Genomic DNA, 22821 nt, shown 5'->3' on the forward strand with positions numbered 1-22821 from the left:
CAACGTAATGAGAGCAACAGAATGATGCAACTATTCAACAATCGAGCACAGATTTGCGACAGCTTGCGTCGACTTGCGGCAGTCGTTTGCACGAACAGGTCGGTCGAGTGGGCGCGCGGCGCCGTATCGAGACCAGCGGCGCGCGGAGCGGTGGTCTCGATACGCGGTTCGCGCTACCCGACCGACCGCGCCGGCGCCGGCGCCGTCGACCCGCGCACCACGAGCTCGGGCGCGAAGAAGACCTCGTCGCCGATCGTGCGCTCGCTCGACATCTGCCGCATGAGCAGCTCGATGATCATCTTGCCCATCGACTCGATCGGCTGGCGCACCGTCGTGAGCGGCGGCTCGGTGCAGTTCATGAGCGCCGAGTCGTCGAAGCCGATCACCGACACGTCCTCGGGCACGCGCAGCCCGGCCCGCCGGGCGGCCCGCACCGCACCGAGCGCCATCGGGTCGCTCGCGCAGACGATGCCGGTGACCCCTGCCGCGAGCAGCTTCGCGGCCGCGGTCTGCCCCGACTCGAGCGAGTAGAACGAGTGCACGATGCGATCATCGGGCAGGTCGACGCCGAGCCGCTCGGCCGTCGCGAGCGCGGCCGCGAGCTTGCGCCGCGACGGCACATGGTCGCTCGGCCCGAGCAGCAGCCCGATCCGCTCGTGGCCGAGCTGTGCGAGGTGGCCGAGCGCCTGCTCGGTCGAGACGGCGTCGTCGCACGACACGGTCGCGAAGCCGATGCCGTCGATCGGCGCGTTCACGAGCACCGTCGGCAGCTTGAGCTCGCGCAACCGCTCGTAGTGGTCGTGGTTCACGTCGGCCTGGGCGTACGCGCCGCCCGCGAAGATGACGCCCGACACCTGCTGGTGCAGCAGCAGCTCGACGTAGTCGGACTCGGAGATGCCGCCCGCCGTCTGGATGCAGAGCACCGGGGTGAAGCCGTTCTGCGCGAGCCCGCCGCCGATCACCTCGGCGAGCGCGGGGAAGATCGGGTTCTGCAGTTCGGGCATGACGAGCCCGACGAGGCGGGCCCGCTCGCCGCGCAGCTTCGTCGGGCGCTCGTAGCCGAGCACGTCGAGCGCCGTGAGCACCGCGTCGCGCGTCGACGGCGAGACACCCGGCTTGCCGTTGAGCACGCGGCTCACGGTCGCCTCGCTGACTCCGACCTTGCGTGCGACGTCCGCGAGCCTTCTCGACATGGCGGCAATGCTACGCGAATGCTTGCAAGAACTCGACAAGATCTCGAGGCGCTAGGGGATGCCTCGTCAACCCCTTGCCCGCGCGCCCGGCACGACGGCAGCATCGAGCCGAGGGGGTCGGCATGACGAAGGACGCGACCGAGGCGCCCGCCGCGAAACCCGGCGAGCGGCGAGCGGTGCGCTGGCTGCACGAGCACGCCCTGATCATCGTGTGCCTCGCCGTCTTCGTCCTCTGCATGGCGGGCATGGCCGCCAGCGGGTTCCAGGTCGCCAACGAGGAGCGGCTCGATCACGGCGCGAGCGCGGTCGGCCTCTTCGAGTACCTGGGCTCCGGGCAGTTCGTCGAGGCGACCTTCGAGAACTGGGAGTCGGAGTTCCTGCAGATGGGCGCCTACGTCGTGCTCACGGTCTTCCTGTTCCAGAAGGGGTCGAGCGAGTCGAAGCCGCTCGGCAAGAAGACCCCGCAGGACGAGGACCCCCGCGACGCGACCGTCGGGCCGGACACCCCGTGGCCCGTGCGCCGTGGCGGGTTCGTGCTCGTGCTGTACGAGAACTCGTTGGCGATCTTCTTCTTCGTGCTCTTCGGGCTGTCGTTCGTGCTGCACGCCGTCGGCGGTGCCGAGGCGTACTCCGAGGAGCAGGCGCTGCACGGCCTGCCCGGCGTGACGGCCTGGGAGTACCTCGGCACCGCCCAGTTCTGGTTCGAGTCGATGCAGAACTGGCAGAGCGAGTTCCTCGCCGTCGCCGCGATCGTCGGGGCGTCGGTGCTGCTGCGTCAGCGCGGCTCGCCCGAGTCGAAGCCGGTCGCGACTCCGCACCACGAGACCGGCGCCTGAGCCCCTCCCCTCGCACCCTGCCGCGGGACTAGAGTTCGAGCATGGGCAAGCTCATCTACAACTCGTCGAACCGCGAGCTCGACATCGACGACCGCACCCTCGCCCACCTGCGCATCGCGATCATCAACAAGCTGCGCCGCTCCGAGAGCTTCGCGATGACCTGGGAGCACGGCATCGCCAACGGCAGCGGGCGCACGACGCTCTGGCTGAACGAGTCGATCCCGCTGCAGTTCGTGTTCAGCGGCAACCGGCCCCCGAAGCTCAACCGGCTCTGGGTCGAGCAGATGCTCCTCTCGGCGAACAGCACCGCGGGTCTCCAGAACGTTCCCGAGCCCGAGGAGAACGAAGAGTTCGACGGCGAGTGAGCGGCCGGCCGAGGCTCAGTCGACCGCCTCGATCTGCGTCAGCACGAACCGCTGCTCCGCCTCGGTGAGGCGGTCGGGCGCGGACGCCCCGGTGATGGCCACGATCTCCGCGACGACCAGTTCGTCGAGCGGGCCGGTGAGGTCGTCGAGCACGCGATGCCGCGCCCTGATGGAGAGATGCGGCCACCAGCGTTCGATCGCCGGCAGGCCCTCGTCATGGCCTTCCATACGCCATCACCTCCGCGGACCCGCACCGGATGCGTGCCCTGGTTCCCGTCTACCAGCACCGACGCCGAGCGGCAAGCCCCTCGCCGCTCGGCGGGGCCCCGCCTAACGTGCTCGACGAGGCACGCGATGCCTGCCGGGCTCCCATCGGCGCCCGGCGAACGCAGTGGAACGGAGGAACGACCATGACGACGACCGTGACGGCGACGACCGAGGTGGAGGTTCCCATCCGGGTCGCCTACGACCAGTGGACGCAGTTCGAGTCCTTTCCCGAGTTCATGACCGGCGTCGAGTCGATCACCCAGCTCGACGACGAGCTCACCCACTGGGTGGTCTCGATCGGCGGGGTGCGCCGCGAGTTCGACGCCGAGATCGGCGACCAGGTGCCCGACGACCACGTCGCGTGGCGGAGCTCAGGCGAGGTGGTGCACCGCGGGCGCGTCGAGTTCACGCCCGAGGGGGCGGATCGCACGCGCGTCGACCTCGAGCTCGAGTGGGAGCCGGAGGGCTTCGTCGAGCATGCCGGCGCCGTGCTGCAGATCGACGACCTGCAGGTCAAGAACGACCTCCGCCGCTTCAAGGAGTTCGTCGAGCGACGCGGAAGCGAGACCGGCGCGTGGCGCGGCGAGGTCCACGGGGGCGAGGCGACGAGCGACGGCGGATACGTACCCGGCCGGTCGCCCCGGCGAACCGGTGACGACGGCGTCAGCGGCGCCGATCCCGACATCGTCACCTGAGCGCGTCAGCCGGGCGACGGCGCGCGTTGCTCCGACCGGCGGCCGGTCACGACCCCGGAACCGGAGCGACGGGTGCGTCCTTGCGCGCGGAACCCGCCTCGTCGCCGCCGTCGCCGCCCGCGATCTCCTGCACGTCGACGCCGACCTGCACCGGTTGCTCCGCGATGGTCTCGATCGGGTCGGTGTCGAGATGCTCGGGAATCAGCAGAATGCCACCCGTGGTGTTCGCCGATCGCATGAGGTCCTCGATCCACTTGCGACTCAGTTCAGGCGGCTCGGGCTCGTCGAACACGAATCGCAGCGGGATCGACGCGTGCAGCCACAGCGTGCTGCGACCCCGCGGCTGCTCGTCGGCATGCCGCCATGAGAGCGTGAAGCTCTCACCGCGGCGCAGCTTCGTGATGATCGCGACCTTCAGATGCGCGAGCGCGCGGTCTTCGATGCCGATCGGGGTACCCGAGTCGCCGTAGTAGAGAGTGCCCACAGGATCACCGTATTCCTCTCCGCCGCACTGGGGGCCCGGAGTCGGGACGAGCGGCCTGCGCACATCCCACACGTGCGAAGCCCCGCATGTCAATCCCCTGCCGTCGCACCCGTCGCTCTGCCTACGGTTGCGTGGATCGAAGGAGGCGAGATGTCTGACCAGCTCATCGACCCGACGACGAAGCACACGACCGACCGGTTCCCGCGGCAGGAGCAGGAACCGCCCGGCCTCACCGGGGCGATGGCCCCGCTGCCCGACCACGGCGAGCAGAGCTACCGCGGGAGCGGCCGGCTCGAGGGCCGCCGCGCCCTCATCACGGGCGGCGACTCGGGCATCGGGCGCGCCGTCGCCATCGCCTTCGCCCGCGAGGGTGCGAGGGTCGCGATCGCCTACCTGCCCGAGGAGCAGGCCGACGCCGACGAGACGGGCGTCTGGATCTCGGACGCCGGCAGCGACCCACTGCTGCTGCCCGGCGATCTCCGCGACGAGGCGTACTGCGTGAAGCTCATCGAACAGGTCGAGCAGGCGTTCGGAGGGATCGACCTGCTCGTGCTCAACGCCGCGCACCAGCGCGATCGCGGCGGCATCGAGGGGGTGCCGAGCGACGACTTCGAAGACGTGATGCGCGTGAACCTGTTCGCCCCCGTCTACCTCGCGCGCGCCGCGGTGCCGCGGATGGATCCGGGCTCGAGCATCATCACGACCGCCTCGATCCAGGCCTCCGATCCGTCGCCCGCGATCGTCGACTACGCGATGACGAAGGCGGCGCTCGTGGCGTTCACCTACGCCCTCGCGGAAGAACTCGGTCCACGAGGCATCCGGGTCAACGCCGTGGCGCCGGGACCGGTCTGGACCCCGCTCATCCCCGCGACGGGATGGCCCGACAAGCTTCCCGGCTTCGGCAAGAACACGCCCATCGGCCGGGCCGGCCAGCCGGCCGAGCTCGCCGGCGCCTACGTGTACCTCGCCTCCGACGAGGCGTCGTACACCTCGGGCGCGATCGTGCCGGTCACCGGCGGACGCCCGCTCTGAGCAGGCGGGGAGGAAGGAGAGGACGATGCCCGGACGCAGGAACTCATCGCTCAAGGATCCCGAGCTCTACGAGGAACTCCGCGAGGACGGCGCCTCGAAGGAGAAGGCCGCGCGCATCTCGAACGCGGCGGCCAAGCAGGGGCGCAGCGCGGTCGGCCGCAAGGGAGGCCAGCACGGCGACTACGAGGAGTGGACGGTCGACGAGCTGAAGCGCCGCGCGAAGGAACTCGGCCTGCACGGCTACAGCGACAAGCGCAAGTCCGAGCTCATCTCGGCCCTGCGCAACCACTGAGCGCGCCGGCCTGGTGCGCCGGGGATGCCGCGCCTCAAGCGGGTCGAGCCCTACGTCTCACCCGGGTACACCAGGGTGAGACGGGGGCGCGGCTTCAGCTACGTCCACACCGACGGCGGTGCCGCCGGACGCGCGGAGCGTGCGCGGATCGCCGACCTCGCCGTTCCGCCGGCATGGAACGAGGTGTGGATCGCCGACGCCGCGAACGCGCACATCCTCGCCGTCGGCGTCGACGCCGCGGGCCGCCGCCAGTACCTCTACCACCCGGCGTGGCGCGAGCGGCAGGACGCCGAGAAGTTCCAGCGCATGGCCGAGCTCGCGCGGGTGCTGCCGACGGCACGCCGCAGTGCGCGCGGCGACCTCGCGACCGAGGGGATGCCTCGTGCCCGCGTGCTCGCGGCCGCGTTCACGACGCTCGACCTGGGCGGGATCCGGATCGGCTCCGAGGAGTCGCTCGCGGGCTTCCGCAATCGCGGCCTCACGACGCTCCTCGTGCGCAACGCCGCCCTCGAGACGGCCGAGACCGTGCGCTTCCGGTTCCGCGCGAAGGGCGGCATCGCACAGGAGCTCCGGGTCGCCGACGCCGGGCTGGCCCGGTTCGTCGGCGAGGCCGGAGAGCGCTCGGCGGCGGCGCGGCTGTACGCGTGGGCGGACGGCCGCACGATGCGCGCCGCCTCACCCTCCGACGTGAACGACGACATCCGCGCTCGCACCGGCGGCGAGTTCACGGCGAAGGACTTCCGCACGCTGCGCGGCACGCTCGTCGCCGCCGAGCACCTCGCCGCGCTCGGGCCCGCGACGAGCGCACGGGCACGGGCCGCCTCGGTGCGCGACGCGATCGAGGAGGCCTCGCGGGCGCTCGGCAACACGCCGGCCATCGCGCGTGCGAGCTACGTCGACCCGCGCATCGTCGAGGCGTACGAACGGGGCGCCGTCGTGGCATCCGGTCGTGATCGCGAGCGCCGCCTGCTCGACCTGCTCGACGGCTCCGCGTTCGCCGGGTGAGCTCGGCGCGCGCCGCGAGGTCGCCGCCCGCGACCGGCGCGAGTCGCCAGAAGGTGTCCTTCGCCGGCCGCGGAAGCGCAGTTTTCGGCGACTCGATCCCGTGTGTGAGGGTGGGCGCGGGCTCAGTCCTCGCGGCGCACGTCGGCGGGCGACTTGTCGGGGCGCAGGCCCCGCCAGCGCGGGTGGCGGGCGACGCCCGTGCCCGTCCACTCGCCGAACTCGATCTCGCCCACGAGCTCGGGGCGCACCCACACCGCGTCGCCGACGTCGGCGGCGGGCACCTCGATGAACGGCGAGCGCGGCTGCGCCAGCCCGTCGAGCCGCTCGAGCAGCCGGTCGAGCTCGCGCTCGCGGAACCCCGAGCCCACGCGCCCCGCGTACTCGAGGCCGTCGTCGCCCGGGATTCCGACGAGCAACGACCGGATGCGCCCCTGACGCGTGCCCACGCCGCGCCGATACCCGCCGATCACGACCTCCTGCGTGCGGGTGAGCTTGAGCTTCAGCCAGTCGTCGGTGCGCACGCCCGGGCGATACGGCGAGTCGGCCCGCTTCGCCATGATCCCCTCGAGCCCGAGCAGCTGGCTCTCCTCGAGCGCCTCCTCGGGCGAACCCTCGGCGGGGGCCGGCACCTCGACGGGGATGCCGCGGCGCGGGTGCACGAGCGCCTGGAGCCGCGCCCGGCGCTCGAGGTACGGTTCGTCGACGAGCGCCTCGCCTCCCGCTTCGAGCACGTCGAACACCAGCAGTCGCACCGGCACGGATGCCGCGGCGGCGGCGATCTCGCGAGCCTTGGTGAGTCCCATCCGCTGCTGGAGCACGCCGAACGACGGACGACCGGCCTCGTCGAGCGCGACGATCTCGCCGTCGAGCAGGGCGTCGCCGTCGACGATCTCGGGCAGTCGGTGCAGTTCGGGATATCGGGCGGTCACGTCGACGCCGTTGCGGCTGTGCAGGCGCACTTCACCGTGTTCGACCCGGGCAAGGGCTCGGATGCCGTCCCATTTCCACTCGAGCACCCAATCGCCGCCGCGCAGCCTGCCGCGCGTGCCCGCGGTCGCGAGCATGGGCTTCTCCGCGACCCGGCCCGCCGGTGGTCGAGCGGCGAGCGACGAAGGAGCACGACCCGCCGGTTGCGCAGCGCCCGACGAAGGAGGGCGCGTATCGAAGCCAGGTGATCCGACCTCGGAACCGGTGGCCTCGATACGCCCCTCCGTCGCTGCTCGACCGACCGGGCCGCCCTGCTCCTTCATGCGGTGCAGCAGCCACGAGCTCTTCTCGCCGCGGCCGTCGGTGCGGATGAGCGCCAGCCGCACCCGCCCGAGCGGGCCTCCGGTGGTCCCCTCGAGGGTGAAGATCACCTCGTCGTCGCGCCATTTCTCGACGTCGTAGACCCCTGTGTCCCAGACCGTCATCGAGCCTGCGCCATACTCCCCCTTCGGGATCGAGCCCTGGAACGTCAGGTACTCGATCGGGTGGTCCTCGGTCTGCACGGCAAGGTGGTTCGTGCCCGAGCTCTCGGGCACCCCCTTCGGCACGGCCCAGCTCTTCAGCACGCCGTCGCGTTCGAGTCGGAGGTCGAAGTGCAGCCGCCTCGCGTGATGCTCCTGGATGACGAACCGCGCACCCTCGCCCGGTGGCCGAGCACCGGAGGCGGGCATGGGCTCGGGCGTTCGCCCCGCCCGGCGCATCGAACGGTACGTCGCGAGCGGGTCGGGCCCCGAGTCATCCCCCAGGTGCGACATGGGGTCGCCCTGCTCGGCGACCCGCTCGAGCACCTCGTGGGCCTCGAGGTGCCGCAGTCCCGGGTCGTCGAGCTCCTCCCACGTGCGCGGCACCGCGACGGTCGGCCGATGCCGGCCGCGCAGCGAATACGGTGCGATCGTCGTCTTCTTGCCGTTGTTCTGGCTCCAGTCGATGAGCACGCGCCCCGTGCGCAGCGACTTGCGCATGCTCGAGACCACGAGCTCGGGGTGGTCGGCCTCGAGCGCGCGGGCGAGCTCGTGCGCGACGGCCGACACCTGCTCGGAGGTCTGCCCGCCGTCGAGGGCCGCGTAGAGGTGGATGCCCTTGCTGCCGCTCGTCACCGGCATCGCGTCGAGCCCCATGCCGCCGATGAGCTCGCGCACGTGGCGGGCGACCTCGGCGCACTCGGCGAGCCCCGTGCCGGGGCCCGGGTCGAGGTCGAACACCATGCGGTCGGGGTCGGCCGCCGAACCGTCCGCCGCGAAGCGCCACTGCGGCACGTGCAGCTCGAGGGCGGCCTGCTGGGCGAGCCACACGAGCGTGGCGCGGTCGCCCGCGATCGGGTACGTCTTCGGCCCGTCGGCGTGCTGGATGACCCCCCGCCTGATCCACTCGGGGGCGTGCCCGGCGAGGTTCTTCTCGAAGAAGGGCGTCTCGGGGTCGTCCTCAGTGCCGACGCCGTGCACCCAGCGCTTGCGGGTGACCGGACGACCCGCGACGTGGGGCAGCATGAACGGGGCGATCTCGGCGTAGTACGAGATCACCTCGCCCTTGGTCATGCCCGTCTCGGGATACATGACCTTGTCGAGGTTCGTCAGCCTGAGCCTCCGGCCGTCGACCTCGACGAGTTGCCGCTCCCCTTCGGCCATGCCCCCATCCTGCCGGGTCGTGGCGCGAGCGTCATCTCCCCCGGCCGCGCGACACGGCACGACGTCAGCGGCGGGCGGGCGGGCAGAGCGCGGGGGTATCGCCCAGGCATCCCTCGGGTGTGTACTGGTGGGTATGCGAGCCGTCTGGAAGGGGGCGGTCACATTCGGCCTCGTCAATGTGCCCGTCAAGTTGTACAGCGCGACCGAAGACCACGACGTGTCCCTGCACCAGGTGCACGACGAGGACGGCGGGCGCATCAGGTACCAGCGCAAGTGCGAGGTGTGCGGCAAGGTCGTCGCCTACCAGAACATCGACAAGGCCTACGACGACGGCGAGCGCACCGTCGTCATCACCGACGACGACCTGAAGTCGCTGCCCGCCGAGCGCAGCCGCGAGATCGAGGTCGTCGAGTTCGTGCCGAGCGAGCAGATCGACCCGCTCATGCTCGACAAGAGCTACTACCTCGAGCCCGACTCGGCGTCGAACAAGGCCTACGTGCTGCTGCGCGAGACGCTCGAGTCGACCGACCGCACCGCGATCGTGCAGATGGCGCTGCGCCAGAAGACGCGCCTCGCCGCCCTGCGAGTTCGGGGCGACGTGCTCGTCGTGCAGACCCTGCTCTGGAGCGACGAGGTGCGCGCGGCCGAGTTCGCCTCCCTCGACGAGCCCGTGAAGATCTCGACCAAGGAGCTCGACCTCTCGAAGCAGCTCGTCGAGAGCCTCGTCTCCGACTTCGAGCCCGAGCAGTACGTCGACGAGTACCAGAAGGAGCTGCGCACCCTCATCGAGGCGAAGCTCGAGCAGGGCGAGGCGCTCGACACCGCCGCGACCTTCGGCGAGGAGCCCGAGGAGGGCGAAGGCGGCGAGGTCATCGACCTGATGGAGGCACTGCGTCGGTCGATCGCCGACAAGCGGGGCGGCGCGAGCGGCAAGGGCGGCGCGAGCGGCAAGGGCGGCGCGAAGTCGGGCGGCAAGAGCACGTCGAAGGCGGATGCCTCCGCGAAGCCGAAATCGTCCTCGAAGGCGAAGTCGGCGGCCGACAAGCCCAAGAAGACGAAGTCGGCCTGATCACCGGACGCACCGCACGGCACGGCACGGCACCGCCCCGCACGCGGCATCGGCACCATGTCGGCAGACGAAAGCGCGCGGCACCCGATGGACGGGTGCCGCGCGTTCGCAGGAGTGCAGCGGAGGCGTTACTCGCCCTCGCACGCCTGGGTGACCGTGATGGACGCAGCCTGGATGTCGCCGGTGACGGCGGCCTGCGCGTCGGCGTCGGCCTCGAAGTTCTCGTCGGGCGCCGTCGGGAGCGTCTTCGCGTAGTCCTCTGCCGCGGTGACCTTCTCCTGGAGGGTTGCGATCGCTGCGGAGATGTCTTCGTCGTCGGCGTACTCGGTGGCGAGGTCGTCGAGACGCTGTTCGTAGCCGTCGAGCTTCTCGAGCACGGCCGCCTGCTCGGTGCCCGTGATGACGGCGTTCTGCGCGCCGTTCGAGATGTCGCGCACGGCGACGCGAACGGTCTCGCACTCGTCGGCGGCAGCGGTGCTGCCGCCGTCGTTGCCGCCGTTCGAGGCGCAACCGGTGAACAGGAGTGCACCGGCGAACAGGATCGCGGTGGTCTTCATGATTTTCTGCATGGTGGCATGTCCCCCAAATCGAATGTGACGTCAGAAGTCTAGTGAGGTGCCACCGACATGGCAGCGCCATCGCCCGGCGCCACCCCGCCGGCACCGGGCGACGGCGCGGTCTTGCACCCCCGTCAGGCGCGCCCCGGCGGATCGTCGTCGTCGAGGATCGCCGGGATGCTGCCCGTCGGAATGATCTTCACCTCGCGGCCGTCGGCCGCGATGAGCTTGCCTCCCATGTAGTAGTCGCCGTCTTCGAGGGCGGTGAGCTCCTCCTCGCGCACCATGCGCGGCGGCGATGCGACGAATACCGAGGAGTCCTTCGAGTTGCCCGCCTTGATGTGGTTGAAGAGGATGTTCAGGAGGATGGCCGAGACCGCGGCCGACGAGATGCCCGAGTGGAAGATCGGCGAGAACCAGCTCGGGAAGGCGTCGTAGAACGCCGGCGCCGCGATGGGCAGCATGCCGATGCCGATCGACGTCGCCACGATGATGAGGTTCATGTTGCCGCGGTAGTCGACCTTCGACAGCGTGCGGATGCCGCTCGCCGCGACGGTGCCGAAGAGCACGATGCCGGCGCCGCCGAGCACCGCGGGCGGGACTGCGGCCACGACGCGCCCGAGGATCGGCAGCAGGCCCAGCACGATCAGGATCGCGCCGCCCGCGCTCACCACGAAGCGGCTCTTGATGCCGGTGATCGCGACGAGGCCGACGTTCTGCGCGAACGCGCTCTGCGGGAACGAGTTGAACAGCGGCGAGATCATGCTCGAGAGCATGTCGGCGCGCAGTCCGTTGCCGATGCGCTTCGCATCGACCTTGGTGCCCACGATCTCGCCCACCGCGAGGATGTCGGCGGTGGTCTCGGTGAGGATCACGAGCACGACGATGAGCATCGACACGATCGCGGCGAGGTCGAAGACGGGCGGCCCGAAGGCGAACACCGTCGGGAACGCGAAGACCGGGCCGGTGCCGACGTTCGAGAAGTCGGCCATGCCGAGCGGGATCGCGGCGAGGGTGCCGACGACGATCGCGAGCAGCACCGAGAGGCGCGAGACCGCGGCGTTGCCGAGCTTCGAGAGCAGCAGCACGACGAGGAGGGTCAGCGCGGCGAGCCCGACGTTCGCCATGCTGCCGTAGTCCTCGGCTTCGCGGTTGCCGCCCATCGCCCAGTTGGCGGCGACGGGCAGCAGCGAGAGGCCGATCATCGTGATCACGGTGCCCGTCACGACGGGCGGGAAGAACCGGATGATCTTCGAGAAGATCGGCGTGATCAGGAACCCGATGGCCGCGGCGACGAGCACCGCGCCGAAGACCGCCTGGATGCCGCTGCCGTTGACGATCGCGACCATGGTGGCGACGCTCGCGAACGAGACGCCCTGCACGAGCGGCAGCTGAGCCCCGAAGAACGGGATGCCGATGGTCTGGAGCAGGGTCGCGACGCCGCCCACGAAGAGGCAGGCGGCCACGAGGAGCCCGATGTCGCTCGCCGAGAGTCCGGCCGCCGAGCCCACGATGAGCGGCGGGGCGATGATGCCGCCGTACATCGTCAGCACGTGCTGGAGCCCGAAGGCGAATGAGGTGGCGAGCGGCAGCCGCTCGTCCTCGGGGCGTGGTGCGTCCGCGGTGCCGGCACCCTGCACCCGGGCCGCCCGCTTCGTGATCTTCATGCTCATGCGACGCACCGCGCCCCCGAGCCCAAGGAGAATGCTTCAAGCCTCACTGCTTGTCCTTCGTCCGTGGCCTCCGTCGTGTTTCCACAATACGGAAGTCATTTTCCACTGAGTGAAGATATTGAACGCCGCGTCAGATCATCTGTCAACCCCCTGCACGACGAACGGCTCAGCGGGGGACCGCTGCCGCCGCCGAGCTTCCGGGTTCGGCGGGCGGCTCGCCGTGCGAATACGCGCCGATGGCGCGCACGAAGACGAGGAGCCACGCGAAGAGCAGGCCGGCGACGATGAACTCGGTGCCCGTCAGGTTGAAGTAGCCGATCGGCACCCACAGGACGACCGCCACGAGAATGCCGATCACGACGAACAGCGAGAACCCGGCGACCTCGGCGGGCAGCCCCGGCAGCAGCCGCACCGCGCACAGCACGAACACCACGAAGATGACGACCATGCCCGACGCGGCGCCGACGTGCAGGGGCACGCTCACGGCATCGGGCACGACGCCGGCGACGATCAGGCAGATGCCGATGCCGGCGAACAACCAGGCGAGCGTGCGCACGCGCCCGGCCGGCGCGACGCCGCGTGCGACGAGCCCGAGCTCGAGGTCGTGCCCGACGTAGTTCGCGAGCACGGTCATCACGAGCCCGGTCAGGATGAGCGCGAGGTTGAACCGATACGCCGAGCTGTCGTCGACGTTGCCGAGCTGCGAGAAGTGCAGCTGCCACCACGACTCGTCGGGCGAGCTGAGCATGCTCGCCATCGTGCCGATGAACAGCACGAGCGTCGCGAGCGTCGCGAGGCCGTCGGTCGTGACGCGCGCGCCCGACAGGGCCGCCGCATACGTCGCGGCCGCCGCCGCGGCGCCCGCGAGCGCTCCCCCGCCGAGCGCGTCGACCGTGAGGCCCCGGAACCCGAGCTGGAACAGGTTCGCGACCGCGAGCACCACGAGATAGGCGAGCATCGCCATCGCGAGCGACATCGCGAGGAGGTCGATCAAGCGCTTCACCATCGGCAGCCTGCGTCGCCACAGCGCGTGTCCGCGCCACGACTCGATGATGAAGGATGCCGCGAAGGCGAGCCCGGCGCACGCCGATGCGATCCACCCGGCGAGGTTGCCGAGCGACGGACCGCCGCCCGCGAGCGACCACCGCGAGCCCGCCATGACGACGACGGTGATGAGCAGGCCGCCGACGAGGGCGGCGAGGCCCCAGCGTTCTGCCCGGGCCTCGACCCGCGCCGCCGGACTGCCCGCGATCGCGTCGCGACGCGCCGGATGCGAGTGCGGGATCACGGCGCCTCCTTCGCGAACGGTGCTCGGGCGGTGACGCTTCGATTCTCGACCGCGAGCGCGGCGCTGCCGCTGATGCCGCGCGGGAATCCGTCGGTCCGGGCTACTCCCGCTCGATCGGCATCCAGAGCTCGGTGGTCGCCGTGCTGAAGTCTTCGGCGCGGTCGACGACGGCGACGATCGACGGGCCGGGTCGCAGTCGCCACGGGTTCGAGGGGAACCACTCCGATGCCGTCGCCGCCCAGGTCTTCTGGAGTGCCGCCGGGTACGGGCCCGACGTGCGGAACACCGCCCAGGCGCCCGGTGCGACGTCGATCACGTCGAGCCCCTCGGGCACCGGCGTCGCCGCCTCGACGGCCACGCCGTGCAGGTAGGTCAGTTCGCTGCCCTCGCGATAGTCGGCGTCGACCTCGGCACTCACCTGGAGGAGGCCCGACGGCTCGGTCTCGCCGATCGCCTTGAGCCGGGCGTGCTCGGCCATGGGCAACGAGGCGATGTGAGCCTGGATGTGCGGATTCACCCCCTCGTGGATGAGCGGCACGCGAGCGGCGTGGCCGACGAGGCGGAAGCCGGGGCGATCGGCGATGCGGGTGTCCATGGTGTCGTTCCCTTCGACGGTCAGGCGGAACCTGAGTTTCGGTTGTGCGCGAAGGGGGCCGCCGTGACGCCGGACCTCTGCGGGCGAGGCGCCGTGCACGGCGCGGAACGCCCGGCCGAAGGCCTCGGTCGAGCCGTACCCGTAGCGGACCGCGATGTCGAGCAGCCGGTCGCCGTGGAGGACGTCGGTCGCGGCGACCGTCATGCGCCGGCGCCGTACGTAGTCCGACAACGGCAGTCCCGCCAGCGACGAGAACATCCGGCGCAGGTGGAACTCGGTCGTGCCGAGACTCCGGGCCAGCGCCGCGATGTCGAGCTCGTCGGACAGGTGCGCCTCGACGGTGTCGACGAGCCGGTTGAGCAGAGCGATCACGGTTCTCCCTTCACGCTCCAGCCTGCGCGTCGCGCCCGCCCGGCACCCGATCGTTCGGGTTCGATTCGATCATCGCGGTTCGCCGCGCGACCGCGGCCTGACCTCGTCCAGGAGATTCGGGTCTGGATCCGGGGTCAGGCCTTCGTTCGACGGGCGCGCTGTCGGATGATCCCGAAGATCAGGGTGCCGACGAACAACACGATTCCGATGATGGCGAGCCACAGCAGACCGTCGAAGGCGAAGCCGACGATCGACAGCACCACCCATGCCACGAGCAAGATCACGAGTACTGTCCACATGTTCGAGACGATACGCCGATCCGCACCCGGCCGAAATGGGACTCACCCGGACGAAACACGAAGCACCCGAACAATACAAGAAGGCCCCCGACAACCGATCAGGAGCCTTCGCGAATTCAGTTCTTCAAACAGCCATTCGAGCGGAGACGGCGGGATTTGAACCCGCGGTCCCCTTACGGGGACTCCACCTTAGCAGGGTGGTGCACTCGACCGGACTATGCGACGTCTCCTCGCGGGTACGCAAGCGCACACGCGACAGCCATCATAACCCGACGATCCTCCGAAAGACGATTCGAGCACCCTCGACGAGCTTCGGCGAGCGGCGGTCTACTGGTCTTCGAGCGTGCGGCCCGCGGAGCACCGGGTCTCGGCGGCGGTCTGACCCGTGACGTCGCTCGGCAGCGGCTCGGTCGACGGGGTCGGCGTCGGCACCTCGGCGGTGTCCTCAGCAGGTGCCTCTTCGCCGCTCTCCTCGGTCGCGAGCGCGGCCGTTCCGGCCTCGCCGTCGGTCCCGGTCTCTTCGGCCGGCGGCGCACTGGGGTCGCCGGACGACGCGAACGTCGCGTCGTCGGCCGTCGGGTCGAAGGTGACCGGGGTGTCCTGCTGGAGGGCGAGGTTCACGATCTCGGCCGAGTCGCTCGGCACGACGCCACCGTCGCTGTAGCCGGTCGGGTACTGGATGAAGGCGATCTTCGAGAGGTCGACGTCTTTCATCGCCTTCGCGATCGAGACCATCGTCGTCGGGTCGGCCATCGTGTCGGAGAGCTCCATGTTCGCGAGCGCCGCCTTGGCGATCGAGTAGAGCGCGACGGGGTCGCCGAGCGTGCCGCCGTCTTGCAGCTTGCGCGCGAGCGCCGACATGAAGACCTGCTGGTTCGAGATGCGCCCGAGGTCGGAGCCGTCGCCGACGCCGTGCCGGGTGCGCAGGAACTGGAGCGCCTCGAGGCCCTTGAGGTCGTGCTCGCCGGCGGTGAGGTAGAGGTTGGTGTGCTCGTCTTCGATGGGCTCGGCGACGCAGACCGAGACGCCGCCGACGGCCTCGCTCATCGCGGCGACGCCCATGAACTGCACGGTGCCCGCGAACGGGATGGTGACACCGGTGAGCTGCTCGACCGTCTTCACGACGCACGGCATTCCGCCGTACGACAGCACCGAGTTCATCTTGACGCCGTACTGCTCGTAGAGCGGCTCGCCGGCCGGGTCGGCCGGGTCGACGCACTGCGGCACGTCGACGAACATGTCACGGGGGAAGCTGATGACCTCGACGTGCGAGTGGTCCTGCGAGATGTGCAGGAGCATCGTGACGTCGTTGAGCACCGCGGTCTCTTCGTCGGGGTCGCCGAAGGCGTCGCCCTGGCCCTCACGGCTGTCGCTGCCGATGAGCAGCACGTTCACGCCGCCTTCCATCGCGCCGACGTCGGGCACGCCCTCGAGCACGTCGGCGTTGCCGAGCGACACCGTGGGCTTGAGCGTGTTCGCGAGGTCCCACGCGGCGTAGGCGGCGACCGCGCCGCCCGAGACGAGTGCGACGGCGACGAACGACGCCGTCACCTTCGCGAGCGTGCGCCAGATCGAGTGGCGGCCGAGCCGTCCGTGGCGCGCCACCGCAGGGTTCTTCGCGGCGCGACGCGAGCTGGGTCGCAACGCTTCGTTCACCGTGGTCCTCTCCTGTCGGGTCGCGCGGAGGGCGTGGGATTCGAACCCACGAGGCATTGCTGCCCACTGGTTTTCAAGACCAGCTCCATCGGCCGCTCGGACAGCCCTCCATGCCCGTGCGACCCCCTCCGGGGCGGAGGAGATCGTGCAGGCAGGCCCCGATTCTAGCCGAATTGCGCTCTCGACAGCCTGTCAGTCGCGCCTGAAAGAGCCCTGAGGCGAGTCGGATGCCCCGGTCAGTCGCTGTTTCCAGTGACGCAGCGTACTTCGTTGCCAGTGAGCCCTGTGACGTCGGGAGGCAACTGTTCCTCGGCCGGCGTCGTCGCCGGCGCATCGGACGCGGGCGCCTCCTCGGCGGCCTGCTCGTCGTCGGCGGACTGCGCCTCATCGGCGGTCACGGTCTCCGCGTCCGCGTCGGTCGTCGCCTGCTCGACCGCGGGCGCCGAGGGGTCGGCGGTGCCGTAGCCCGCGTTGTCGTTCGCGCTGGGGTCGATGACGACCGGGCGGTCCTCCTGCAGGGCGAGGTTCACGACCTCGGCCGACTCGGCGGGCTGCACGTGCACGCCGTCGCCGTAGTCGGCCGTCGGGTACTGCACGAACGCGATCTTCGACAGGTCGGTGTCCTGCAGCGCGCGGGCGATCGACATGAGTCGGGCCGGGTTCTGCAACTCCTTCGAGAGCTCCATGTTCGAGAGCACGGCCTTCGCGATCGAGTAGAGCTTGACGGGGTCGCTCAGGGTGCCGCTCGACTGCAGCGTGCGCGCGAGCGACGCGAGGAAGGCCTGCTGGCTCGCGATGCGCCCGAGGTCGCTGCCGTCGTTGGCGGCCTTTCGCGTGCGCAGGAACGCGAGCGCCTCGAAACCCTTGATGCTGTGCGTGCCTGCCGAGAGCTTGAGCCCCGAGTCGCGGTCGTCGATCGGGTCGGCGAGGCAGACCTCGACGCCGCCGACGGCCTCAGACAGGGCGGCAACGCCCTTGAACTCGACGACGCCGGCGACCGGGATCTTCGTGCCCGTGAGCTGCTCGATCGTCATCGCGATGCACGTGAGGCCCCCATGCTCCAGCACGCTGTTGAGCGGCACGCCGGACATCGCCGACAGCGGGCCCGAAGCCGGATCGACCGGGTCTGGGCACTCGGGCACCGGCACGATCATGTCGCGCGGGAAGCTCACGACCTCGACGTGCGAGTGGTCCTGCGAGACATGCAGCAGCATGTTCACGTCGTTGAGAATGCCCGAATCCTCTTCGGGGTCGCCGAAGGAGCCGTCGGCAGGGCGCTTGTCGCTGCCGACGAGCAGGAAGTTGAGGCCGCCGTCCATCGCACCGATGTCGGGCACCCCCGCGAGCATGTCCTCGCTCGCGAGCGAGGCACCCTGCTTGACCGAACCGACGAGGTCGACGGCCGCGTAGGCGGCCACCGCGGTCGCGCTCACCGCCACCACGGCGACGACGGATGCCACGAGCTTCAGGGTCGCGCGCGGCCCGGTGTGCCGCGGCAGGCGCCCGTGACGCGTCGGCTCGGGCGCGCCGACCGGCGCCGCGGCGTCGCCCGGCTCCTCGGTCTGGTGCTCCACGTCGTCCCCTCCCGACCACACGAGTCTATTTGCCGCGCCCCCACGCGGCCTGTGCGTCTTCCCCGGTCAGGGCAGCGTGTCGAGGATCGACGCGAGTCCGGCCTCCTCGACGGCGCCGGTCACCTCGCCGGCCGCCGCCCGCACCTCATCGGGCGCCTGGCCCATCGCGACCGCGCGACCGGCGGCCCCCGCCCAGGCGAACATCTCGAGGTCGTTGCGGCCGTCGCCGACGGCGAGCACCCGGTCGGCCCGGGCCCCGAGCCATCCGCGCACCCGTTCGAGCGCGGTCGCCTTGTTGACCCCGTCGGGCGCGATGTCGAGCCACGCCGTCCACCCGATCGCGTAGCTGACGTGGTGCAGGCCCATCTGGTCGACGATCTCGAAGAACTCGTCGAGCCCGTGCTCGAGGCTCGTCACGACGACGCGGGTGGCGCGCTGGTCGAGCAGTTCGTCGAAGACGACCTCGCGGGCGTTCTCGAGGTTCCACTCGGTCATGCCCGCGGTGTAGAGCCGGTATCCGTCGGGGAGTTCGACCATGAACTTGCCCGACGGCAGGAACGCCCGGATGCGCTCCAGCACCGCGGTCGGGTCGAACGTCTCGACGTGCTCGCGCGAGTACCCGCCCTCGGCGGTGTCGTCGCGGCGCATCGTGATGGCGCCGTTGGCGCACACCACGTACTCGGGCGTGAGCCCGAGCTGTTCGAGCACCGGCCGCGTCGTCGCCCACGAGCGACCGGTCGCGAGCGTGACGAGGTGGCCCCGGTCGGCCGCAGCGGCCACGGCGTCGGCGACGAGATCGTCGATCGTGCCGTCTTCGTGCATGATCGTGCCGTCGACGTCGAGCGCGACGAACCACTGGTCAGCCGCGATCTCGCTCGCCGTCGCCTGCTCGCTCATCGCGCGACGGGCTCGAATCGCTCGAGGCCGCCGAGATAGCCCCGCAGCGCCTCGGGCACGATCACCGAGCCGTCGGACTGCTGGTGCGTCTCGAGGATCGCGACGATCCAGCGGGTCGTCGCGAGCGTGCCGTTGAGGGTCGCGACCGGCGCGGTCTTGCCGCTCTCGGTGCGGTGGCGGATGTCGAGGCGGCGGGCCTGGAACGTCGTGCAGTTCGAGGTCGAGGTGAGCTCGCGGTACGCGTTCTGCGTCGGCACCCACGCCTCGATGTCGTACTTGCGTGCGGCGCTCGAGCCGAGGTCGCCCGCCGCGGTGTCGATGACGCGGTACGCGAGCCCGAGGCTCTGCAGCATCTCCTCCTGCCACGCGAGCAGGCGCTCGTGCTCGGCCTCGGCCTCGGCCGGGTCGATGTAGGTGAACATCTCGAGCTTGTTGAACTGGTGCACGCGGATGATGCCGCGCGTGTCCTTTCCGTGCGAGCCGGCCTCGCTGCGGTAGCAGGTCGACCAGCCGGCGTACCGGATCGGGCCGTTCGACACGTCGATGATCTCGTCGGCGTGGTAGCCGGCGAGCGCGACCTCGCTCGTGCCCGTGAGGTACAGCTCCTGCTCTGGCAGGTAGTACACCTCGTCGGCGTGGGCGCCGAGGAACCCGGTGCCGTTCATGATCTCGGGACGCACGAGCGTCGGCGTGATGAGCGGGGTGAACCCTGCGGCGATCGCGCGGTCGAGGCCCATGTTCATGAGGGCGAGCTCGAGGCGGGCGCCGACGCCCTTGAGGTAGTGGAAGCGCGCGCCCGACACCTTCGCGCCGCGCGGCATGTCGATCGCGTCGAGCAGCTCGCCGATCTCGAGGTGGTCGCGCGGCTCGAAGTCGAACGCGGCGATCTCGCCGACCTCGCGCAGCACGATGTAGTCGTCCTCGCCGCCGGCGGGCACGCCGTCGATGACGATGTTGCCGAGCTTCTGCACGGCGAGCGTGAACTCGGCCTCGGCGTCGCTCACCGCCTGGTTCGCGGCCTTGACCCGCGCCGCGAGCTCTTGCGCCTGGGCGACGAGCGCGGCCTTCGCGTCTTTCGGGGCCTGGGCGACCTGCTTGCCGAACGCGTTCTGCTCGGCGCGGAGCGTCTCGAAGACGGTGATCGCGGTGCGGCGCGCCGAATCGGCGGCGACGGCCTCGTCGACGAGCGCCGAGGACTCGCCACGGAGCTCCTGCGAACGCTTGATGAGGTCGGGGTTCTCGCGGAGCAGCACGGGGTCGATCACCCGAGCAAGTCTAGCCCGCGGCATCCACGGGTCTTCAGCGAACTCCCGCGCGCAGGTGCCGTACCGTTGGCAGTGTGACGGCCCAGCACCAGACCAGCGCGGATGGCTCGGAGCCGCGCCCGCGCGCGGCGGTCATCAGCAACCCCACGAAGTCGGGGGTCGATGCGCTCCGCGCCGCCGTCGAGCGCGCCGAGGAGCGGCAGGGGTTCGCCCCGTCGCTGTGGATCGACACCACCGAGGACGACCCGGGCAAGGGCATGGCCCGCGAAGCGGTCGAGGCCGGCGCCGACCTCGTGATCGCGGCCGGCGGCGACGGCACCGTGCGCTCGGTCGCGGCCGGGCTGCGGGGCACCGGGGTCCCGATGGGCATCGTGCCGCTCGGCACGGGCAACCTGTTCGCGCGCAACCTCGACATCCCGGTGAACGACGTCGACGACGCCGTGGTGCTCGCGTTCGCCGGGCTCGACCGGGCGGTCGACGTGCTCATCGCCCGCGTGCGTCGGCCCGACGGCAGCACGGAGGCGCACGCGTCGCTCGTGATGGCGGGCATCGGCATCGACGCGACGATGATCGCGAACACGAATCCAGACCTCAAGAAGAAGGTGGGCTGGCTCGCCTACGTCGACGCGGGCCTGCGGGCGCTGCCGAACTCGGAGCCGTTCCGCATCGTGCACCGCCTCGACGGCGGCCGGCACCACCGGTCGAGGGTGTCGAGCATCCTCGTGGCCAACCTCGGCTACCTGCCGGGCAACCTCGAGCTCATCCCCGACGCCGAGATCGACGACGGCCGCCTCGACGTCGTGCGGCTGCAGCCGCGCAACCTGTTCGGCTGGCTGTTCGTGTGGCGTGTCATCGCGTGGGAGAACCGGGTCATGCGCAAGACCGCGATCGGCCGGCAGGTGCTCGACCTCACGGGTGGCAACCGCCGGCAGGTCGTCGCGTACTCGCGTGGTCGCAACGTCGACCTCGCGATCGAGGGCGGGCCGCAGGAGTTCGAGATCGACGGCGACGAGTTCGGCACCGTCGTCGCGGCGCGGTTCGAGGTCGACCCGGCGTCGCTCGTCGTGCGCGTGCCGCGCTGACCGCTCCGGTGGTCGAGTAGCGAAGCGAGTCGAGACCCTCAGCCGAGCATCGATCCCTCCGCCGACGAGGAGGCCTTCGGGTCGGGGAGCCGACGCATGCGCAGCGCGTTCAGCACGCCGAGCAGCCCCGCGAGGATGGGCACGATGAGCGCGACCTGCAGGGCGATGAACCGCGAGTCGGTGTTGATGCGCAGGATCTCCTCCTGCACGGCTGGCGGCTGGTCGACGAGGAGCTCGGCGAGCCCGGTGTCGGTCATGATCTCGGCGTCCTCCTCGAGGACGGTCGAGACCTGCTGCGCCTCCTCGGCGCTCAGCACCGTGCTCGACTCGGCGCTCGCCGTGAACGTGAACGCGAGCGTCGCGAGCATGATCGCCCCCGCGAAGGCGAGTCCGAACGAGAGACCGAACGAGCCGGCCGCCGAGTTGACACCCGCCGCCTCGCTGACCCGCTCGTCGGAGATCGGCGACAGCGTGTAGTTGTTGAGCTGCGAGACGAGCAGGCCGAGGCCGCATCCGGCGACGATGAGCGGCAGCGTGAGGTACCAGCCCGAGTCGGCGATCGGCACGATCGGCACGAGCACCCCGACGCCCACGACGACGAGGGCGAAGCCCCACAGGATGATGCTCGCCGGCCTGCGTCTCAGCCCGCGGCCGGCCAGCAGGGCGACGACGAACATGCTGAGCGAGAGCGGCGCGATCGAGAGCCCGGCCTGCAGCGCGTTGTACTCGAAGACCATCTGCAGGTAGATCGGCAGCACGATCATGGTGCCGCCGAGGGCGATCTGCTGCAGCAGCTGCCCGCTCGCCCCGGTGCGGAACATCTTCGACTCGAAGAGGGCCGGGTCGAGCAGCACGGGCTTGCCGGCGCGCTTGCGGTTGCGCAGCCAGAAGACGAGGAGGCCGAGGCCAAGCACGCCGATGCCGATGATGAGGCCGACGTAGCCGCCGCCCTCCTGCCAGACGAGGATGCCGGTGACCACGCCCCCCATTCCGATGATCGAGAGCAGCGCGCCGACGATGTCGACCGACCGATCGCCGTGATACGGCACATCCTTCACGAGCCCGATGCCCGCGAGCACCACGGCGATGATGAGCGCCTCGAGCGCGAAACCGACCCGCCACGAGAGGAAGGTCGTGATGAACCCGCCGAGCAGGGGCCCGACGGCGGCGGCGATCGCCGCCGAGGCGCCGACGAGCGCGTACACCCGCTTCTGGTGGTCGCCCTCGAAGTTGCCGTGGATGAGCGACTGCATCGCAGGCAGCAGCAGCGACGCGCCGATGCCGCCGATCACCGCCCAGAAGATGATGATCGCGGTGAGGTCCTGCGCGAACACCATGGCGATCGCACCGATCGCGTAGCCGAGGAGGCCCAGGACGTACGCGAGCTTCCGGCCGATGAGGTCGCCCGTCTTGCCGCCGATGAGGATGAACGCCGCCGAGACGAGGGCCTCGAGCGCGATCGCGCCCTGCACGCCGCTCACCGTGGTGTCGAGATCGCGCACGACCGCGGAGATCGACACGTTCATGAGCGAGGTGTCGACCACGAGCACGAACATGGCCATCGCGAGCAGGAGCGCGAGCTTGCCGTTGAACCGCCCTTCGGCGGTGCCGCGAGAGTCCATGGCTCACTCAAGCACACCCGCGGCCGGGCCGGAAGGGCCCGCTCCGGTTCGAAGCGGTCCGAAACGGCGCGCAGACGGGGGCGGGGCCGGC

Annotated in this window: 21 protein-coding genes, 2 tRNA genes and 1 pseudogene; 8 read left to right on the top strand and 16 right to left on the bottom strand. The window is 70.5% G+C overall.

What is annotated here, in order from left to right:
* Positions 1–173: 173 nt before the first annotated feature.
* A complete protein-coding gene (locus tag LR269_RS01335) occupies positions 174–1193 on the bottom strand; it encodes a LacI family DNA-binding transcriptional regulator (protein WP_231428911.1) in 1020 nt (339 codons plus the stop codon).
* Positions 1194–1315: 122 nt separating this feature from the next.
* Between LR269_RS01335 and LR269_RS01340 the strand changes: the two genes are divergently transcribed.
* Both LR269_RS01340 and LR269_RS01345 read left to right on the top strand, forming a co-directional pair.
* On the top strand, positions 1316–2029 hold the full coding sequence (locus tag LR269_RS01340; protein ID WP_231428912.1) for a DUF6766 family protein: 714 nt from the start codon (positions 1316–1318) through the stop codon (positions 2027–2029).
* A 41-nt stretch (positions 2030–2070) separates the two neighbouring features.
* The gene (locus LR269_RS01345; protein WP_231428913.1) at positions 2071–2394 is read left to right on the top strand and encodes an ATP-dependent DNA ligase; all 324 of its coding nucleotides are present in this window, start codon (positions 2071–2073) and stop codon (positions 2392–2394) included.
* 15 nt (positions 2395–2409) lie between these two features.
* Here LR269_RS01345 and LR269_RS01350 read toward each other — a convergent pair whose 3' ends face one another.
* The gene (locus tag LR269_RS01350; RefSeq protein ID WP_231428914.1) at positions 2410–2622 is read right to left on the bottom strand and encodes a hypothetical protein; all 213 of its coding nucleotides are present in this window, start codon (positions 2620–2622) and stop codon (positions 2410–2412) included.
* A gap of 182 nt (positions 2623–2804) precedes the next feature.
* Between LR269_RS01350 and LR269_RS01355 the strand changes: the two genes are divergently transcribed.
* Entirely contained in the window at positions 2805–3356 is a 552-nt protein-coding gene (locus tag LR269_RS01355) for an SRPBCC family protein (protein WP_308191602.1), read from the top strand.
* 178 nt (positions 3357–3534) lie between these two features.
* On the opposite strand, the pseudogene LR269_RS01360 reads toward LR269_RS01355, so the two are convergent.
* Positions 3535–3840, bottom strand: a pseudogene (locus tag LR269_RS01360) (hypothetical protein); the annotation flags it as partial.
* A gap of 150 nt (positions 3841–3990) precedes the next feature.
* On the opposite strand from LR269_RS01360, the gene LR269_RS01365 reads away from it, so the two are divergent.
* Genes LR269_RS01365 through LR269_RS01375 form a run of 3 tightly spaced genes read left to right on the top strand, consistent with a single transcriptional unit; the run spans position 3991 to position 6169 of the window.
* Complete coding sequence (locus LR269_RS01365) at positions 3991–4872, top strand: SDR family oxidoreductase (RefSeq protein WP_231428915.1); 882 nt, start codon at positions 3991–3993, stop codon at positions 4870–4872.
* A 25-nt stretch (positions 4873–4897) separates the two neighbouring features.
* Positions 4898–5164, top strand: a complete 267-nt coding sequence (locus LR269_RS01370) for a Rho termination factor N-terminal domain-containing protein (RefSeq protein ID WP_231428916.1) — start codon at positions 4898–4900, stop codon at positions 5162–5164.
* A gap of 24 nt (positions 5165–5188) precedes the next feature.
* The gene (locus tag LR269_RS01375; RefSeq protein ID WP_231428917.1) at positions 5189–6169 is read left to right on the top strand and encodes a DNA topoisomerase IB; all 981 of its coding nucleotides are present in this window, start codon (positions 5189–5191) and stop codon (positions 6167–6169) included.
* 122 nt (positions 6170–6291) lie between these two features.
* Here the strand turns inward: LR269_RS01375 and LR269_RS01380 are convergent, their stop codons facing one another.
* On the bottom strand, positions 6292–8781 hold the full coding sequence (locus tag LR269_RS01380; protein WP_231428918.1) for an ATP-dependent DNA ligase: 2490 nt from the start codon (positions 8779–8781) through the stop codon (positions 6292–6294).
* Between the two features lie 133 nt (positions 8782–8914).
* On the opposite strand from LR269_RS01380, the gene LR269_RS01385 reads away from it, so the two are divergent.
* On the top strand, positions 8915–9850 hold the full coding sequence (locus LR269_RS01385) for a Ku protein (RefSeq protein ID WP_231428919.1): 936 nt from the start codon (positions 8915–8917) through the stop codon (positions 9848–9850).
* A gap of 128 nt (positions 9851–9978) precedes the next feature.
* Here LR269_RS01385 and LR269_RS01390 read toward each other — a convergent pair whose 3' ends face one another.
* From LR269_RS01390 to serS, 11 genes are all read right to left on the bottom strand, one after another.
* Positions 9979–10407, bottom strand: a complete 429-nt coding sequence (locus LR269_RS01390; RefSeq protein ID WP_231428920.1) for a hypothetical protein — start codon at positions 10405–10407, stop codon at positions 9979–9981.
* 134 nt (positions 10408–10541) lie between these two features.
* The gene (locus tag LR269_RS01395; protein WP_231432199.1) at positions 10542–12074 is read right to left on the bottom strand and encodes a nucleobase:cation symporter-2 family protein; all 1533 of its coding nucleotides are present in this window, start codon (positions 12072–12074) and stop codon (positions 10542–10544) included.
* A gap of 172 nt (positions 12075–12246) precedes the next feature.
* Positions 12247–13368 carry a DUF998 domain-containing protein gene (locus LR269_RS01400; protein ID WP_231428921.1) on the bottom strand — a complete coding sequence of 374 codons (1122 nt, stop codon included), beginning with the start codon at positions 13366–13368 and terminating at the stop codon, positions 12247–12249.
* Between the two features lie 100 nt (positions 13369–13468).
* Positions 13469–14335 carry an AraC family transcriptional regulator gene (locus LR269_RS01405; protein WP_231428922.1) on the bottom strand — a complete coding sequence of 289 codons (867 nt, stop codon included), beginning with the start codon at positions 14333–14335 and terminating at the stop codon, positions 13469–13471.
* A gap of 134 nt (positions 14336–14469) precedes the next feature.
* Positions 14470–14634 (bottom strand): hypothetical protein, encoded by a 165-nt coding sequence (locus tag LR269_RS01410; protein ID WP_231428923.1) that lies wholly within the window; start codon positions 14632–14634, stop codon positions 14470–14472.
* A gap of 141 nt (positions 14635–14775) precedes the next feature.
* A tRNA-Ser gene (locus LR269_RS01415) sits at positions 14776–14864 on the bottom strand.
* A 97-nt stretch (positions 14865–14961) separates the two neighbouring features.
* Positions 14962–16239 (bottom strand): LCP family protein, encoded by a 1278-nt coding sequence (locus LR269_RS01420; protein ID WP_231428924.1) that lies wholly within the window; start codon positions 16237–16239, stop codon positions 14962–14964.
* 76 nt (positions 16240–16315) lie between these two features.
* Positions 16316–16400 (bottom strand) — tRNA-Ser (locus LR269_RS01425).
* Positions 16401–16526: 126 nt separating this feature from the next.
* Positions 16527–17864 carry an LCP family protein gene (locus tag LR269_RS01430; RefSeq protein ID WP_231428925.1) on the bottom strand — a complete coding sequence of 446 codons (1338 nt, stop codon included), beginning with the start codon at positions 17862–17864 and terminating at the stop codon, positions 16527–16529.
* Positions 17865–17930: 66 nt separating this feature from the next.
* Positions 17931–18761: an HAD family hydrolase gene (locus tag LR269_RS01435; protein WP_231428926.1), complete on the bottom strand. Its 831-nt coding sequence runs from the start codon at positions 18759–18761 to the stop codon at positions 17931–17933.
* Positions 18758–20026 carry a serine--tRNA ligase gene (gene serS, locus LR269_RS01440; RefSeq protein WP_231428927.1) on the bottom strand — a complete coding sequence of 423 codons (1269 nt, stop codon included), beginning with the start codon at positions 20024–20026 and terminating at the stop codon, positions 18758–18760. Before serS ends, LR269_RS01435 begins: the two co-directional genes overlap by 4 nt.
* Before the next feature lie 74 nt (positions 20027–20100).
* On the opposite strand from serS, the gene LR269_RS18950 reads away from it, so the two are divergent.
* Entirely contained in the window at positions 20101–21108 is a 1008-nt protein-coding gene (locus LR269_RS18950) for a diacylglycerol kinase family protein (RefSeq protein WP_231428928.1), read from the top strand.
* Between the two features lie 38 nt (positions 21109–21146).
* Here LR269_RS18950 and LR269_RS01450 read toward each other — a convergent pair whose 3' ends face one another.
* Complete coding sequence (locus LR269_RS01450; RefSeq protein WP_231428929.1) at positions 21147–22730, bottom strand: MFS transporter; 1584 nt, start codon at positions 22728–22730, stop codon at positions 21147–21149.
* Between the last annotated feature and the right edge of the window lie 91 nt (positions 22731–22821).

This window comes from Agromyces sp. S2-1-8 (assembly GCF_021129215.1).
Taxonomy (GTDB): domain Bacteria; phylum Actinomycetota; class Actinomycetes; order Actinomycetales; family Microbacteriaceae; genus Agromyces; species Agromyces chromiiresistens.

What these genes read in the sequence shown, in the direction of transcription:
- LR269_RS01335 (WP_231428911.1), bottom strand. Translation starts at nt 1,193, where the DNA reads ATGTCGAGAAGGCTCGCGGACGTCGCACGCAAGGTCGGAGTCAGCGAG.
- LR269_RS01340 (WP_231428912.1), top strand. Translation starts at nt 1,316, where the DNA reads ATGACGAAGGACGCGACCGAGGCGCCCGCCGCGAAACCCGGCGAGCGG.
- LR269_RS01345 (WP_231428913.1), top strand. Translation starts at nt 2,071, where the DNA reads ATGGGCAAGCTCATCTACAACTCGTCGAACCGCGAGCTCGACATCGAC.
- LR269_RS01350 (WP_231428914.1), bottom strand. Translation starts at nt 2,622, where the DNA reads ATGGAAGGCCATGACGAGGGCCTGCCGGCGATCGAACGCTGGTGGCCG.
- LR269_RS01355 (WP_308191602.1), top strand. Translation starts at nt 2,805, where the DNA reads ATGACGACGACCGTGACGGCGACGACCGAGGTGGAGGTTCCCATCCGG.
- LR269_RS01365 (WP_231428915.1), top strand. Translation starts at nt 3,991, where the DNA reads ATGTCTGACCAGCTCATCGACCCGACGACGAAGCACACGACCGACCGG.
- LR269_RS01370 (WP_231428916.1), top strand. Translation starts at nt 4,898, where the DNA reads ATGCCCGGACGCAGGAACTCATCGCTCAAGGATCCCGAGCTCTACGAG.
- LR269_RS01375 (WP_231428917.1), top strand. Translation starts at nt 5,189, where the DNA reads ATGCCGCGCCTCAAGCGGGTCGAGCCCTACGTCTCACCCGGGTACACC.
- LR269_RS01380 (WP_231428918.1), bottom strand. Translation starts at nt 8,781, where the DNA reads ATGGCCGAAGGGGAGCGGCAACTCGTCGAGGTCGACGGCCGGAGGCTC.
- LR269_RS01385 (WP_231428919.1), top strand. Translation starts at nt 8,915, where the DNA reads ATGCGAGCCGTCTGGAAGGGGGCGGTCACATTCGGCCTCGTCAATGTG.
- LR269_RS01390 (WP_231428920.1), bottom strand. Translation starts at nt 10,407, where the DNA reads ATGAAGACCACCGCGATCCTGTTCGCCGGTGCACTCCTGTTCACCGGT.
- LR269_RS01395 (WP_231432199.1), bottom strand. Translation starts at nt 12,074, where the DNA reads ATGAAGATCACGAAGCGGGCGGCCCGGGTGCAGGGTGCCGGCACCGCG.
- LR269_RS01410 (WP_231428923.1), bottom strand. Translation starts at nt 14,634, where the DNA reads ATGTGGACAGTACTCGTGATCTTGCTCGTGGCATGGGTGGTGCTGTCG.
- LR269_RS01435 (WP_231428926.1), bottom strand. Translation starts at nt 18,761, where the DNA reads ATGAGCGAGCAGGCGACGGCGAGCGAGATCGCGGCTGACCAGTGGTTC.
- LR269_RS01450 (WP_231428929.1), bottom strand. Translation starts at nt 22,730, where the DNA reads ATGGACTCTCGCGGCACCGCCGAAGGGCGGTTCAACGGCAAGCTCGCG.